The organism is Vibrio paucivorans (assembly GCF_054053395.1).
On record NZ_CM133230.1, the window covers coordinates 169,895 to 186,153 of the forward strand.

Genomic DNA, 16,259 nt, shown 5'->3' on the forward strand with positions numbered 1-16,259 from the left:
TTTTATTTTATATTTCCGAAGGACTTATGATTAATTTTATTCTGAATTTATTACGCTATTCTCGAAAGATTGTTGGCGGGATAGCAGTTAATGTATGGGCTAGATTTATCAGAATTGAGTCAAATAAAGTCTTATTTAACTCTTTTCAGGGAGTATATTGTTGTAATCCTAGAGCGATATCAGACGAATTACTTAGGAACTTCCCCAAAGATGTAGAAATAATATGGGTTGTTCGGGATGATAAAAATAATGGTATTCCAGATGAGGTTAACACAGTCTTGATTGGCTCGTTTAGCTATTATTACCATTTAGCTTCATCTAAAATTATAGTTGAGAATACAATAGGGTTGCAAAGATCTCCATACAGAAAAAAACGTCTTCAAGTTGTTTATCAAACTTGGCATGGTTCGCTTGGAATAAAACGGCTAGATGGACCTATTGTCAATGGTATGAGGTGGAAAATCAGACGTTGGCTAGCAAAGAATGAGACAAATTATTGTATATCTAATAGTACATTTGAAACCAATGTCTTTCAGGGGGCATATTGGCCTGGTGTCAAAACTTTAACTTTCGGTCATGCTAGGAATGATCTCCTTTTTCCTCAGAATAAGAGTGTTGTGAAACATCGAGGAGACAGGATCAAAAAGAACCTAAATATAGAAGGCAAGCGTACTGTACTCATAGCACCTAGTCATTATGATGGTGAAAGCAATCCACTTCTTGATTACAATTTTCCAGCAATAGCTCAAGCATTTGGAGAGCGGTTTGGCGGAGAATGGGTAGTATTGTTCCGACTGCACCCAAGATATATCAATTCTGAACTGGATCGTTCGATCGACTCATCAAGTGATGTGGTAAATGTAACATCTGTATTTGACATGCAAGATTTATTATTTATTGCAGATTGCGGTATAACTGACTTCTCATCATGGATATTTGACTTTCTTCTCACTAACAAACCTGGATTTATTCTTCATCAAGACAAAGATTTTATTAACTATAAAAGAGGTTTGTACTTTCCATTTGAATCTACGCCATTTCCTATTAGCTCGAGTGTAAGTGAGTTGATTGAAAATGTACATAAATTTGATGAAGGAAGCTATAGAAATAAAACAGGTGAATTTTTAGAGGATAAAGGATGCATTGAAGATGGTGAAGCAAGTTCTAGAATCGCTAATCATATCATTAATCAGATGAGGTAATATTGATGATGAAGCACTATAATATTACTTATCCACTGCTCAAATTCTTCTTTGCAAAATTATTGATTCCTATTATTCAGGTGTTTGCATGGGTTTCAACACCATTAAGAAAAAGTAGACAGCAACCGGTTGCTTTGTTAGTTAGTTCTCGAACGAATTCTGTTTCATCCTCATATTCATCTCTTATCCCTGAACTTGAACGGCGTTCAGTGAAAATAGAGTTTCATTCAGTCAACTATTCAAATTTAGCCTTGCTAGACAAAATAAAGAAAATATATTTGTTTTTTTGTCAGTATAGAAATACTGATCTTGTTTTTTTGGATGATACTTTTTTACCTATTTCTTTTTCGTTCAAAATTCGTAAATTTTCTCCCGCATATATCGTTCAAATATGGCATAGCTGTGGTCTGTTCAAACAAACAGGGCTTGACGTGTGTAAGACGAATCTTAGTTATTATTTAGGCAAAGCTAATTACAAGAATTATGATTTAGTTTCTGTAAGCGCGGAAAGTTGTAGGAGAACCATCGCTGGTTTTATGGGAGTAGATCATAATCAAGTAAAGGCTCTAGGCTTAAGCCGAACCGATGATTATTTCAATACTCAGAGATGTGATGAAATTTCAGTCAGATTTTTTAAAGAGTATCCAAACGCCAAAAGTAGTAAGGTCATAGCTTATGCTCCAACTTATCGTGGGGAAGCGTTTAACGTAGATCCTAGCCCTATCCCCAGTGTGATTGATTTATTTTCTTCATTGGAAGGTGAATACACACCTTTTATCGCGCCTCACCCACATGAAGTTGTAAGTGATAATAAATTTGAGCTTGCTATGGATATATCTTCTATTTTACATTTGGTTGATATTTTGATTACGGATTATAGCTCATTAGCAATGGATTATATGGTGGCAAATCCTAGAGGCCGATTGATTCTCTATGTTCCAGATTATGAAAAATACTCTGAAGATGTAGGCTTTTATGTGGATATCCAAGATATAACGGATGAAATTGCTTATAACCACAAGCAATTAGAAGCTTTAATTAGGGCCAGTACAAGCGTTCAAGGATTTAGTTCATATAAAGGAAAGTATTTAAGCTGTTGCGACGGCGCTTCAACAGTCCGACTTTTAGACTATTTAAATCTTTAAAAGCATATCCTTTCTCTTCACGTTTATTGAGGTTGTATTCATGACGGGATTTAAGGGGAAGTATACACAGGTTTTTTTACCCGAGAGTGAAAGGCTAGGTGGAGATCGCGTCACTACTCAAGCTACTTATTTGAAATGTACAACTTAGGCTTGCGGAGAGCAGTGGATTTTGTTGCTGACACTGAATCTATGATAGAATTGTCCGGATGTTTAGTAGCTAGCAATAGGTTACAGGTTTGATTAAAGATTACAGTTACTTAGATTTAGCTGATTTAGCTACGGATGAGCAACATAAAGAATTTCTACTGAAAATGCTTGTCGAGTTTGACAGGTTTTGTGAAGAGCATGGGCTCACATATTACCTATCAGGAGGCACTCTATTAGGTGCTGTTAGGCACAAGGGTTTTATCCCTTGGGATGATGATATTGATGTGAATATGCCAAGGCCAGATTGTGAAAAGCTTATGGCACTATGTGGTGGAAAAATTGGCGATTATCAGTTGGCAGCCCCAAATCACACTCAGAATTATTACGCGTACCATTGGAAGCTTTACGATGAGAGCATTCTCGTAGCCAAACGTAAATCAGGTGGTATAGGGAACAAGGTATATCCTATCTTCTTGGATATTTTCCCGATTGACGGCTTACCGTCGACTGCAGAGGAGACCGACACGCACTATGACTCTATTATTGAGGTTAAGAATAAGGCGAATTTTGCAAGGGGCAAGCGCGTATATAAAGGGCGCAACCCGTTCAAGTTTGGTTTTAACTACCTCGTAAGAAAATTTTATCACACCCGAGGCGTAGCTCGCTATTTTGATCAAGTTATATCAATCGCGACTTCTATCCCGTACGAAGAATCAGAGCATGTTGGCGTCATGATGACGAACGTACATACCACAGAAGAAAGAGTTGTGAAGAGTGAATTTAGTCCCGTCATAAAGATGGAATTTGAAGGTAGGCTATTTTCTTGCCCTGCGGGGTATGACACATATTTAACACAGTTATATGGCCCTAACTATATGAGTTTACTCCCACCTCATCAGCGAGTCTCCAAACATGCACTAGTACCGTTCATAAAGAAATAGGTATAGGAAGAGTAAAGCGACATTTTGGTAGGTTAGAGTCAGAGTTTTATAGGGAAAAAGTCAACTACTCTACGTTTTATTATATTCATAATGTAGAGCGATTGGCTGAAATCGAACACCTGGTGAGGCTCTCGAGGTATGTACTCGATTTAGTTGACTTAGAACCCAAGTAAACGATATATGAGCCCAGATATGGGCACTAATAGAATTTTTAACATACGGTGATTTTGAATGAAGATTGCAATTTGCGGATTAATTAAGAGCGAGAATATTGGCGAGCTCTTTATCGCTAAAAGCTTGGAATACATAATCGAAAACGAGATTCGTGAAGTAGATCCAAGTATAAATATTGAATTTGTTAGAGTTGACCTGCTGGGTCGAAATGATGAGATTGTTGAGGCGACTGGATCTTTCGAAAAAAGACTAGCCAACTATTATAACTATAGTGCTGAAGGTATACGCACTGAAAAAGTTTTTCTTAACCTCAAGAAACGTGGCCACAATACCAAGAGTAAAGCATTACAGAACTTAATAGCACGAATTCGTCATTCTATCTGGACAAATGGCCAAAACTACAAGAAACGCTTGAATAGCTATTTTGAGCATAAATTACAAGGCGTGGACTTTATTGTTATCGATGGTGCGGGATTGTTAGAGTATAGCTATAACGAATATCACTGGCCTCTTTCGTTGATCAGTGAATATGCTGAAAATCATAACCTTAATGTTGTCTATAATTCGATCGGTAGGGCGGGTGCTTTCGATGAACGTGATTTTGGTAGCAAGGTTCTAAAAAAAGCATTGCAGTCTCCGTCTGTAAAATCTGTTTCTGCTCGAGATAATCCAATGGCAGTTCAAGCTTGTGCCGGTGGAAAGCATGAAGTCAAGCTTCTTGCTGATGCAGCGTTTTGGATGAAAGAAGCGTATCAAATCCCTTCTGATGTAAGTAACGGCAAGATTGGTATTGGCCTGATTCGAGGTAACTCTTTACAGGGTTATGGAGTGAACTTCGGAACAAAGCAATGGGTCAAGCTATTTAGTGGTATTGCGAATGAATTGAAAGCTCGAGGCTATAAGTTTGAATTTTTCACCAATGGTCTTCCTGCAGACACGAAACTTGGTCGAAAAGTTTTAAAGGCACTCGACCTGCCTGATGAATATCTTGTTGAACGCCCGCTAGGTGACGATGAGCTTGTTGATACTATCAATCAATATGATGGTATTGTGACTTGCCGTATGCACTCTTCTATCGCTGCTTTTACAATGAATGTGCCTTCAGTTATTTTATCTTGGAATGATAAAGTTGAAAAAATGATGGAGATCATTGGTTATCCTGAAAGGGCGATTAAGTATGAACAACTTGAAGCGAAATACATTGTTGATATGCTTGAAAGGTCTTTGAAGGAAGGTATTTCAGATGAAAAGCTGTTAGCTATGAAAGATAAAGCTCGAGAGAGTGTTCTAGATTATCTACCACTCATCTTAGATTGTAAAAAATAGTGTCATAAAAAGTATAAAGGATAGAAAATGAATATCGCATTACTGACGGCTGCGGGCGTTGGATCTCGTATGAAACAAGAGATTCCGAAACAATTTCTACATGTAAATAACAAACCTTTGATTGTATATACTTTGGAAAAATTTCAGAACCACCCAGGTATAGATAAGATACTGATTGTTACTCTTTCTTCTTGGGTCGATGTTGTTAAAGCATATGCAAAACAGTATGGAATCACTAAGCTTGAGTGGGTAGTTGAAGGTGGAGCGTCTGGTCAGGAATCAATTCTAAATGGTTTGTCAACGTTAAAAGATGGTGGTGTTTCGGCTGATGACACAGTGATGATTCATGATGGGAACCGCTGTAACGTATCCCCTGAACTCATTTCTGATAGCTTATCCGTATACAAAGAGAATGGCAGTGCTGTTGCTGCGATTCCATGTATTGAAGCAGTGTTCCGAAGCAATGATGAGGGTAGATCGTCCACCGTATCTATACCAAGAGAACAATTGTTCCGAACACAAACACCTCATACATACTCACTTGGTAAGCTCTTGTGGGCCCACGACGAAGCCAAAGAAAAAGCAATTGAAGATACAGCGGCATCTTGTGTGCTGATGCAAAAGCTTGGCGAAACAGTGTATTTTTCTAAAGGGCTTGAAGATAACCTTAAAATCACTACTTATGAAGACCTTGGAATATTTCAGTCTTTGCTTCTGGCACAAGCCAAATAAAAGGGTAATCCATGAGATATAGTGATAGTTATTGGAACGATGTGGGTAAAGCAGCAACGAGTATTCCAAGTTTAGATTCGTTGTCTAATAAAAGTATTCTTATTACTGGTGCCACAGGATTAGTGTGCTCTTCAGTTGTCGATTTGCTTTTGCATCTTAATCGCACTCAAAAAGCTAATATTAATATAATCATCGCTGGTCGCTCTAAACAGGGAGCTATGTATCGTTTTGAGGAATCTTTTGAAAAGGATGAGTTATCTTTTGTTCACTATGATGCTACCTCTTCTGAAGCGATATTGCTTGAGTCTAAGATAGATTATTTAATACATGGAGCAAGCAACGCAACTCCATCAGTATTCGCATCGCAGCCTGTAGAAACTATCCTAGCAAATGTTCTTGGTTTGGATGTGGTTCTTAAAACAGCTCTAATGGCTGAAGCCTCAAGAGTATTGTATGTCTCCTCTAGCGAGGTCTACGGTGCTAAGGATAGTAATGAACCATATTCAGAAACAGATTATGGGGTAGTTGATGTTCTAAACCAACGAGCAGCCTATCCTTTATCGAAACGAACTGGAGAGTCTCTCTGTATCGCTTACGGTCAACAATACGATCTCGATACTGTTATAGTTAGGCCGGGGCATATTTATGGACCTATAATCCAGAAGAGTGATAATCGTGCATCTGCTCAGTTTGCGAGAAAAGCAAAGCGAGGAGAAAGTATAGTGATGAAAAGTGCAGGTATGCAACTTCGCTCTTATTGTCATGCTTTGGACTGTGCTTCCGCTATGTTAGCTGTTTTAATTTCTGGTGAAAGAGGCAATGCTTATAATATTTCCAACTCCAACTCAATATGTACAATTAGCGAATTGGCAGCAGCAATAGCAAAAGAGGCAAAGGTAAGTGTTGTATATGAAAACCCTTCTGATACAGAGAAAGGTAGTTATAACCTTATGGAGAACTCTTCTTTGCGATCTCAAAAATTGGAAGCTTTAGGCTGGAGTCCTCTATTTAGCTTGGAGTCAGGCGTAAAGAATATGCTGGAAGAGCTTCAAGAATAGCAGCTGCTACAATTTTTCGGTTAGTTAACGTATGAGCAGTCGCCTAAGATATTCACTTAGGCGATTCTTTTTATGTAGTGCCTAGTTATAAGTGGGTACAGTTGCTTAATGTAATGTAAGTTTGATAAATATGATGAATGAAATCGTTAGTGTTATTATTCCTTGCTTTAATTCGGAAGATGTTATCGAAAAAAGTGTCAACTCCGTTCTAGAGCAGACATATCAGAATATTGAAGTTTTGATCGTGGATGATGGCTCTCAAGATAGTACACTAGACGTTCTCAAGAAATATGACGATCCTCGCCTTCATGTTTACTCTTTACCTAATAACACCGGTTCGCCAACAAAACCTCGAAATATTGGTATATCAAAAGCGACGGGCAAATATATTGCCTTTCTAGATAGCGATGATTTTTGGGAGCCAAATAAACTTGAAGTCCAACTAAAGTTTATGAGAGAGAATAAGTCCCCATTTTGTTGTACAAGCTATACTGTTATTGGATCAAATGGGCTTAACCATCGTCGACGTGTGCCAAAGTATTCTAGCTTTTCTGATACTCTCATACTTAATACTATTGGTTGCTCAACAGTCATTATTGAAAGAAGCTTAATATCAAGATATATGTTTTTAGATATAAGGCTAGAAGATTACAATCTTTGGTTAACAATTCTTCAAGATGGTTATTCAATTTTAGGCGTTGATGAATGTTTGACAAATTATGTTCAAAATGAGGGCTCTAGAAGTAAGTTTGATATGAAGCAGGCCAAGGCCTATGTTGATACATTTAGGCGTTTTGGTAAACCTAACCTGCTTAGTGCTTTGTTGCATTGTTGCCAGTATTTGTTACGCCGTTTGATTTGGGCGAAGCTATAAAAAGTGAAATTGGGTTATGTGTGTATGCCCAACGTAGTTCGTATCTTTCTGAATCGTATAATTAGGGCAGTGGCTATGCTTTTGGATATTAACGTGGATTTTAGGCTGAAGTAGACTTAAACCCTGTTGGAGCGTCTATTAAAATACGTTTAATACAAGCTTCATCAAAGTTATGGCAACATTGATCTAATTCATTGAGTAACAAACTCATATCTTCCCAGCTGAGCATTTCTTCTTTAGCCATCATGATTTTTTTGTGCCCACTTCCCTCTACATTGTCTCCTATGAGTAACTCTTCATAGAGTTTTTCTCCTGGCCTTAATCCCATGAATTTGATTTCAATGTCACCTTCCTCTGCTGTATTTTCGATATATTCTTGCATGCCCATTAAATGAATCATTCGCTTTGCTAGGTCTAGGATTTTAACAGGTTCACCCATGTCTAAAACAAATACTTGTCCATTGTGTCCCATCGTTCCTGCTTGAATAACTAATTGAGCTGCTTCAGGAATTAGCATGAAGTAACGAATTATATCTGGGTGGGTAACTGTTACGGGCCCTCCTGCTCTAATTTGTTTTTTAAATAGTGGCACTACTGAGCCAGATGAACCAAGTACATTGCCAAATCGAACCATGGTAAAAATAGTATTTTGTTGCTTATCAGCCAATGCTTGTAGAACTAGTTCGGCCATACGCTTGCTAGCACCCATTATGTTTGTTGGTCGTACTGCTTTGTCTGTAGAGATTAATGTGAAGTTTTTCACTCCAGCTGAGATAGCAGCATTGGCGCAAGCAAGTGTTCCAAATACGTTGTTTCTAATGCCTTCTATTACATTGTCTTCAACCAGTGGAACATGTTTATAGGCAGCCGCATGATACACTGTCTCTACGTCATGTGTTGCCATCAGCTTTGTAAGGCGATTTTCCTTTTGCACTGAGCCCAAGGCGGCGACAATTTTAGTATCAATATTTAGATTTGATACCATCATTCCTAATTCTTGGTCGATTTTGTATAAATTGTATTCATTAAGCTCGAAAAGGATAAGTGTTTTAGGTCGTTGAGTAATGATTTGTCTGCATAATTCAGACCCTATCGACCCGCCTGCTCCTGTTACCATGACACTTTTATTAGCAATGTTTTTTGAAAGAAGTTCTTTGTTAGGATCTACAGGAGCACGTCCGAGCAAATCTGCGACATCAAGATCTCTCACTTCGGTTGCTTCGGCTTTACCCGCAGCGATATCCTCAACCGATGGTACTGATTGAATCTCAATTGGCCAGTTAGAGAGCTTTTCAACCAGTCTTAGACGTTTGCCTTTATTGATATTGTTTATTGCCAGCAGCAACTTAACTGGTTGGTATAATGACTGGAGTTTTTCAAATTCGTTAGGGTGATATACTTTAATACCAAACATAATTTGCCCAGCTTTACTTCTGTCATCGTCAAGTAAAGCGACAGGATGATACTCGTCACCTTGGATTAGTGCGTAAGCTAAATCTCGACCAGTGGCTCCTGCACCATAAATGAAAACGTTAGGTTTTTGGCGCTTATAATAATGATAGTAAATAGTACGGATTAGAATCCTTGGACCACCCAGAGATAAGATCGCTAATCCTGCATAAATGAAGGGAACACTTCTAGGGATAAATGATTTAAAGAAAAAGCCGCTTACAGCTAAAGTTACCGCTGAGATAAATACCGCTAGGAAAATGTGCCCAATTGCCGGAAGCATCATATAGCGTAGAACAGCTCGATACATCCCCAGTTTTGCAAAGCAGTAAATGGTAATGAATAATGTGCTTACTAGGCTGGCTAACTCATCCGCACCAACTGAGAAAGAATAGGTGCCTAGCCTAAAAGCCACGGCTAGGTAAAGAGATACAATAACAGCAATAATGTCATAGAGAATGCTGATGATTCGCTTATTCTTGCGTTTGGCATTTAGTAGCTTTTGAATTGGTGTGAACATTTACTTTGCGTGTACCTATGCGGTTGATAAGAGAATAGCCTCTGAGGATGATTTTCGCCTGCAAGAAAAGTACCTAAGTGATTAGATGTTGCTTTTCGTTAGGTGTTGCAATGGCTTTAGTCGAAGTATTTTATGAATCTTTAGACCTATTAGCTAGTGTCTTCGGTGATAATATTGTTCTCTTTGCTCACGAATGTGATGTCTTTATGTTGGTGGTTGATAAATGTCCAAGCTAGGCTGGCGTATATACATAGATAATTTATTAGGGAAAGTCTGTGAAGTTATTAGTGACAGGTAGCTCAGGGTTTATTGGCTCGAGCGTTTGTACAACTGCAATTGAGCGTGGTTGGTCTGTAAAGGCCGTCGTTCGTCAAAGCCACCCTTCAATTCATCTGCCTAATATTTTTATCGCTGAGTGCTCTGAATCAATGGATTGGTCAGGAGCATTTAGTGGAGTGGATTGTGTCGTTCACTGTGCAGCAAGAGTTCATCAAATGAATGAAACCGCTCAAGAAGCAGAGGTGGGGTACAGGGATGTCAATGTCAATGGGACATTAAACCTGGCCCGTCAAGCTGTGATGGGCGGAGTGAAGAGATTCGTCTTTATTAGTTCTATCAAGGTTAATGGTGAGTTTACAGAGTTTGGTAGCACTTTCACTAATGAGGTACTCTCTCCACCAAAAGACCCTTATGGCTTAAGTAAATATCAAGCTGAAATCGGGTTAAAACAGATTGCTCGGGATACCGGCCTCGAGGTAGTAATTATTCGTCCACCTTTGGTCTATGGTCAAGGGGTGAAAGCTAATTTCCTGAACTTGATTAAGTTTGTTGAGAGAGGGTGGCAAGTGCCGTTTGGGGCAATTGATAACCGCAGAAGCCTAGTCTATTTGGATAACATAGTTGATCTAATATTGCTTTGTTGTGAGCACCCTCGCGCGATAGGTGAAACCTTTCTTGTATCTGACGGGCAGGATGTTTCGACCACTGATTTGATAAGGTTTACAGCTAAAGCTATGGGAAAGCGTCCACTTTTGATACCAATCCCAATGAGTTGGATGGTGTTTGCTGCAAAGGTTATTGGTAAACCTCAGATTTCACAGCGTATTTGTGGTAGTCTTCAGGTAGATATTTCCCACACGTGTCAAACTCTTAATTGGAGTCCACCAACCTCTATGGAGGAGGGAATAAATAAAACAATTGCAGCGTATTTAAATGAAAACGCTAGCTAGGTCATTGGAAGTGGTTTGTGATTCGTATTTTAGATCTGTTTTTTGCACTATTTGGACTGATACTGCTATGGCCTATACTGGTTATTGTCTGGATTTTAGGGTGGTTTGATACTGGCTCTCCCGTTTTTACACAAACACGGGTGGGATCGAAAAAAAAGCCATTCACTTTGATTAAATTCAGAACTATGCCTGTAGATACCAAGTCAGTTGCGACTCATCTAGTTGGTGCTACTTCAGTGACTAAGCTCGGTGGTTTCCTTAGGAAAACTAAGTTAGATGAACTGCCTCAGCTAATCAACGTGGTGAAAGGTGAGATGAGTTTGGTGGGGCCTAGGCCTTGCCTTTTCAATCAAACTGAACTGATTGAAGAGCGTGAGAAACGAGGCGTGTTTTCAGTACGTCCTGGTATTACCGGATTAGCGCAAGTTAATGAGATTGATATGTCGACGCCGGTTAAGTTAGCTGAGTGGGATCAGAAGATGATTGAAACACTTACGACTAAACTCTATTTCACATATATTTTTCAGACGGTTTTAGGGAAAGGTGCAGGAGATCGAGTATAGTGAAGTGGGTATCGCTTAGTACACTTACATATTCTTTTGAAAGGTACTGGAGCGTTAGTCTTTCTTCGATATTCTTCTTCTATTTTGCCACTAAGGTTTCGACCGATGCGGTCGCCTTGTTTGCTTACTATCAGGCTATCTTGGCTGTACTTTCGGTTTTCACTCTACAGTGCCTAGATCCTTTGATTCAACGTGAGCTGGCTGCAAGGCCGCATGCTACGGCGGAGATAATGGGTGGAACTCTGTTACTTAAGCTTGCTTCCCTTATTGTATTCCTTGCTATATTTAGTCTTATCTTAACCTTTACCAATGCTGAACAAATGGTGCTGTTGATAATTATGGGAACAGCCGTAGCCTTTGGTAGTTTCAAAGTTATATCTAGTACATTCATTGTGGCCGGGAAGCATGTGCACTATATGGTTCTAGGTATATTGGGTACCACCGCCGCTTTTGCGTATAAGCTGTTTATCTTACATTCCTCAGACGCTTTGACGCTATATGCAACCTTTTTTGTGGTCGATAGCTTTTCACTGTGTGTTCTATACTGGGGGGGAGCGAAATTTACCTCTAATATAGGATTTGTATACGATAAAAATTATATGCTCAACTTGTTTCGAGAAGGGCGCTTCCTTATTTTGTCGAGTTTTGTTCTACTTGTTTCAGCAAAAATAGATCAACTAATTGTTGGAACCTATGGTAACAGCGTCATGATGGCTAACTATGCAATCGCGGTAAAGTGTATAGGTTTTTTCGTACTTGCTAGTTCAGCGTTTAACTTAGGGTACGCTCAAAAGCTTAATAAGAATGCAGAGCAATATCAGCAATCAGTGAGAGCTCTTCTGTCTGAAACTTTTGTCTCTGGAACTATTATGATGCTATTAGGTGCCGTTGTTTCAGCGATGTTTTTGATTTACGTGTTTGGTGATAAATACCCTAATGCCTATCTATATGCGCTAGGTTTATCTCCTATTATCTTCTTCTCTTACTTTTTATCGTCAACGGGACGCATTTTGGTCGTCGAAGGCTTAACTAAGGTCGCCTTTAAAAGGAATTTGTATGCACTAACACTCAACGTCCTGCTAAGTCTTTGGCTAATGGAAATATTTGGTGTTTATGGAGTCATAGTTGCTTCAGTGCTTAGCCTTGCATTTAGTAGCGTATTATATCTGGTGATTAATCAGGAAGCTCGGCGTACTTTTAAAGGATTGCTGTATGACACTTGATGGAATGATTGCTAGGTTGGGAGTGAACAAATTTCTACCCTCTGGACAGGAAATGCCTAACGTCATATGTCGATTTGACACAGGGATTTCTTCTCTAAACTTGGGTGATGAAATTATTAATGGCAGCGCCGAAAAGCAACTCAGAAAGGTTTTCAGTACAGAACAGTTTTTTAATGTTTCGTCCCATAATGGAGTATCAGGCAAGTCCATTTATTTGGCGAACAATTGCCGATTGCGATTAGTGTGTGGCAGCAATCTACTAAGGAAAAACTTACTGCGCAGTGGGAACTGGAATATATCACCTTTGGATATCGCGAGATTAACACCGTTAACTCTTATGGGAGTTGGTTGGTTTCGTTACTCTTCCAGTCCTGATTTTCTCACGCAAGCTTTATATCGGCAGCTATTGTCCTCTTGCTACACACACTCTGTCCGGGATGAATATACAAAAACAAAGTTAGGCCTATGTGGGGTTACAAAGGTACTTAATACTGGGTGTCCTACTATTTGGCCTCTAAGTCCAGAGCATTGTCAGTCGATCCCACGACGAATAGCTGAGAGCGTAGTCTTTACGCTTACCGATTATTCCCCAAATATGGTGCGTGACCAAGCACTTATAGATGTATTGAAAGTGACTTACAAAGATATCTACTTTTGGCCACAAGGAAGTGGTGATCTTATCTATCTAACTCAGCTATCAACAGATGGGATCAAGATTTTACCTGCTAGTCTTGAAAGTTACGACGAACTATTAGCATCAGACATTGATGTCGAGTTTGTTGGCACTCGGTTACATGCCGGAATCAGAGCTTTGCAGCATCACCGAAGAACTCAAATAGTTGCGATAGATAACCGTGCCATTGAGAAGCACAAAGATTTTAATATTCCTATCATCTTGCCCAATCAGATAGGAAGTGAGATGAAAGCAGGGTTACGAGACCCAATGTCTACTGACATTAGGTTGCCTCAGAAGGATATAGATTTATGGCTAGGGCAATTTTAGTATGAATATACTTTACCTATGCCATGAATATCCTCCGTTGAAAAGTGGTGGGATAGGAACTTTCACTCAAGAACTCGCTGAAGCAATAGTATCGAAGAATCATCAAAATAAAGTGGTAGTTTATAGTTTGGTTGATGGTATTAGGTCACGAGTAGAGTATTTACAAAATGGTGTCCATATTATCCAAGAGCCTCGCTATCACGGTTTTGTGGGGTTTATTGCCAATAGGATAAAAAGCTATTTTTCTCTTTTAGAAATCATTAAAAGACATCAGATTGAACTGCTCGAAGTTCAAGATTTTCAAGGGCTTCTGGCATTTTACCCCTCTTTAGGCATACCACTAGTGACCCGTCTACATGGTTCTGTGACCTACTTTCAATCTTTGCTTGGTATAAGGCGTGGGAAAGACTATGTGTGGAGATGGCTTGAACAATCCCAATTGAAGAGGGCTTCAGATATTGTTTCGGTTAGCTGTTTTACTGCTCAAGAAACAAAGCGCTTGTTCTCCATCAAAAAGGAAATACCTGTTATTTATAATGGAGTTGCTATCAACTTTAGCTCTGTTGTGTGCAGTATTCAGGATCAGCCAAGGGTTTTCGCATACTCTGGTTCTCTCATCGGCAAGAAAGGCATTGAAGAGCTTATCGATGGCTGGATAGCGATTAGTCGGGAACATAAAAACATAGAGCTTTGGATTTTTGGCAAAGACATAGAGAACAGACGTCGAGAGCTAGAGCATAGGTTATCCAATAATGGTGTCACGACAGTCAAGTTTTTTGGCCACATACCAAAAGAAGAACTGTTGAGACATTATGCGAGTGTTGGTTATTGTATTTTTCCTAGCAAAGCTGAAGCTTTTGCTCTCGCACCAATGGAGAGTATGGCGATGAGAAAAGTGGTGCTATATACCGCTCAAACCAGTGCTAAAGAATTAATAGAAGATAACGTTGATGGAATATTGATCGATAAATGTACCCCTAAAGCAATTAAGGAAGCGATTGACTACGTACTTACAGAACCAGTAGACAAACTTAAAAAGATGGCGATATGCGGGCAGCAGAAGATTTTTCAGCAATTCTCTGTAGAGCAAAAAGTCGCAGAAAACATCAAGTTTTATAAGCGAGTGATACAGCGTTATGCTCCTTGAAGTCGCGATTTCTACGATCAATCAAGGCCTTTACAATATCCAGTTGCTAGATGGAGTTGAATATTTGATCGTCCATCAGGTAACAGACGGCAGGGAGCGTGAATATCAAAAGTTCATGGAACACTCTCTTCTGGGGTTTGATGTACGGTATATTCAGAGTGCGGAAAGTGGACTAAGTGTAAGTCGCAACTTAGCTCTTAATAGCAGCCAAGCGGATTACATCTGGATAATGGATGATGATACTCAGCTTAATCTGACGGCGATGAAAAGCATAAGAGCACTGCTTTTAAAGCATTTACCAGACATACTCACACTTGAACATAGCAAAGAGCCTCGTTTGTATGGAGAAGGCCTTTCTCCGATAACAGTCGTGAAGGCACATAACTATCTATCAGCACTATCTATTTCATCGATTGATATGATTGTAAGTAGTAAGCTGAAAAATAGGTTTGATGTAAACTTTGGGTTGGGAGCTCGTTACGTTTCTGGGGAAGAGTATATATTTTTGGTAGATGCGCTCAATGGAGGGGGAAAGGCTATTAAGAGTAAAGTGATAGGTAGTATTCATACAGACCTTTCCTCTGGCGCTTTTTTCTACCAGTCAGATTTAGGTATTGAAAGCAAGTTTGCGATGTTCGATAGAGCGCATACGCATTTGTCTTGGCTTTGGTCTTTGGCCTTTTTAGTTAAAAAATCGCTACTGTTATCAAAGCGCTCACGCTTAGGGGCTGCATTGTCGCTTTACCTAAAGCACTATAGGTTACCTCGGAGAAAGTAATTGCAGTTAGTATCTATTATCACCCCACATTTCAATAATTTAAGTTGTTTGAAAGAAACGCTAGAGTCGGTCGCTCGTCAAACGTATACCTGTTATGAACATATAGTAATTGATGATTGTTCTTCTGCAGTTGATTACAGGGAGCTTCAATCATTAGTGGATAGCTTTCCAAACACGACGTTAATTTGTCTTAGTGTTAACTCGGGCGCTGCAATAGCACGTAATAGAGGGATTCAACAAGCTAGAGGGAGATTTATCGCATTTGTTGATGCCGATGATCTTTGGGAGCCATCAAAACTAGCGAAACAACTCGAGGTAATGAATGCCGATAATCTCGATTTATGCTATTCCTCCTACCTTGTGGTAAACAGTAAAGGAGAAGCCTTGAGGTTTAGGCAAGCCCCTAGCCAGGTTAGTTATCACAGTCTGCTAAAGTGTAATGAAGTTGGGTGCTTGACGGCGATATATGACACCAAACGGTTAGGTAAAGTTTACATGCCTGAAATAAGGAAAAGGCAAGATCTCGCTCTTTGGCTTAAGTTGATGAAATTAGGAGCAAAAGCGGGGGGTATTACAGAATCGCTAGCGCGTTATAGAGTAGGAGAGCAATCTCTATCTTCGAATAAGTGTAAGGTTTTACCTTACCAGTGGGCTGTATACCGAGAGTGTGAAAAATTAAGTGTGAGTCGAGCTAGCTACTATTTTGCTTTCTACGCATGGAATGGTATCTCACGTCATTATTGGTAAC

General features: G+C 39.4%; 15 protein-coding genes. 14 read left to right on the plus strand and 1 reads right to left on the minus strand.

What is annotated here, in order from left to right:
• Window positions 1-26 precede the first annotated feature (26 nt).
• From ACXABW_RS00810 to ACXABW_RS00840, 7 genes are all read left to right on the plus strand, one after another.
• Window positions 27-1,202, plus strand: a complete 1,176-nt coding sequence (locus ACXABW_RS00810; protein ID WP_457523541.1) for a CDP-glycerol glycerophosphotransferase family protein — start codon at window positions 27-29, stop codon at window positions 1,200-1,202.
• Between the two features lie 5 nt (window positions 1,203-1,207).
• Window positions 1,208-2,347, plus strand: coding sequence for a CDP-glycerol glycerophosphotransferase family protein (locus ACXABW_RS00815; protein WP_457523542.1), 1,140 nt, complete (start codon window positions 1,208-1,210; stop codon window positions 2,345-2,347).
• A gap of 236 nt (window positions 2,348-2,583) precedes the next feature.
• Window positions 2,584-3,435: a LicD family protein gene (locus ACXABW_RS00820; RefSeq protein WP_457523543.1), complete on the plus strand. Its 852-nt coding sequence runs from the start codon at window positions 2,584-2,586 to the stop codon at window positions 3,433-3,435.
• A gap of 231 nt (window positions 3,436-3,666) precedes the next feature.
• Complete coding sequence (locus ACXABW_RS00825; protein WP_457523545.1) at window positions 3,667-4,935, plus strand: polysaccharide pyruvyl transferase family protein; 1,269 nt, start codon at window positions 3,667-3,669, stop codon at window positions 4,933-4,935.
• A 27-nt stretch (window positions 4,936-4,962) separates the two neighbouring features.
• Complete coding sequence (locus ACXABW_RS00830; protein WP_457523546.1) at window positions 4,963-5,667, plus strand: IspD/TarI family cytidylyltransferase; 705 nt, start codon at window positions 4,963-4,965, stop codon at window positions 5,665-5,667.
• A gap of 11 nt (window positions 5,668-5,678) precedes the next feature.
• Window positions 5,679-6,725, plus strand: a complete 1,047-nt coding sequence (locus tag ACXABW_RS00835) for an NAD-dependent epimerase/dehydratase family protein (protein WP_457523548.1) — start codon at window positions 5,679-5,681, stop codon at window positions 6,723-6,725.
• Window positions 6,726-6,855: 130 nt separating this feature from the next.
• Entirely contained in the window at window positions 6,856-7,599 is a 744-nt protein-coding gene (locus tag ACXABW_RS00840) for a glycosyltransferase family 2 protein (protein ID WP_457523549.1), read from the plus strand.
• A gap of 100 nt (window positions 7,600-7,699) precedes the next feature.
• Here the strand turns inward: ACXABW_RS00840 and ACXABW_RS00845 are convergent, their stop codons facing one another.
• Window positions 7,700-9,568 carry a polysaccharide biosynthesis protein gene (locus ACXABW_RS00845; protein WP_457523550.1) on the minus strand — a complete coding sequence of 623 codons (1,869 nt, stop codon included), beginning with the start codon at window positions 9,566-9,568 and terminating at the stop codon, window positions 7,700-7,702.
• Window positions 9,569-9,843: 275 nt separating this feature from the next.
• Here ACXABW_RS00845 and ACXABW_RS00850 point away from each other — a divergent pair, with 275 nt between their 5' ends.
• From ACXABW_RS00850 to ACXABW_RS00880, 7 genes are read left to right on the plus strand one after another with little or no spacing between them, the layout of a single operon-like run.
• Entirely contained in the window at window positions 9,844-10,797 is a 954-nt protein-coding gene (locus tag ACXABW_RS00850) for a UDP-glucose 4-epimerase family protein (RefSeq protein WP_457523552.1), read from the plus strand.
• A 17-nt stretch (window positions 10,798-10,814) separates the two neighbouring features.
• A complete protein-coding gene (locus ACXABW_RS00855; RefSeq protein ID WP_457523554.1) occupies window positions 10,815-11,360 on the plus strand; it encodes a sugar transferase in 546 nt (181 codons plus the stop codon).
• A complete protein-coding gene (locus tag ACXABW_RS00860) occupies window positions 11,360-12,583 on the plus strand; it encodes a hypothetical protein (RefSeq protein WP_457523556.1) in 1,224 nt (407 codons plus the stop codon). Before ACXABW_RS00855 ends, ACXABW_RS00860 begins: the two co-directional genes overlap by 1 nt.
• On the plus strand, window positions 12,573-13,586 hold the full coding sequence (locus tag ACXABW_RS00865) for a polysaccharide pyruvyl transferase family protein (RefSeq protein WP_457523558.1): 1,014 nt from the start codon (window positions 12,573-12,575) through the stop codon (window positions 13,584-13,586). Before ACXABW_RS00860 ends, ACXABW_RS00865 begins: the two co-directional genes overlap by 11 nt.
• 1 nt (window position 13,587) lies before the next feature.
• A complete protein-coding gene (locus ACXABW_RS00870; protein ID WP_457523559.1) occupies window positions 13,588-14,733 on the plus strand; it encodes a glycosyltransferase family 4 protein in 1,146 nt (381 codons plus the stop codon).
• A complete protein-coding gene (locus tag ACXABW_RS00875; RefSeq protein ID WP_457523560.1) occupies window positions 14,723-15,511 on the plus strand; it encodes a glycosyltransferase in 789 nt (262 codons plus the stop codon). The genes ACXABW_RS00870 and ACXABW_RS00875 overlap by 11 nt, the downstream gene beginning before the upstream one ends.
• On the plus strand, window positions 15,512-16,258 hold the full coding sequence (locus tag ACXABW_RS00880; protein WP_457523562.1) for a glycosyltransferase family 2 protein: 747 nt from the start codon (window positions 15,512-15,514) through the stop codon (window positions 16,256-16,258).
• Window position 16,259 lies beyond the last annotated feature (1 nt).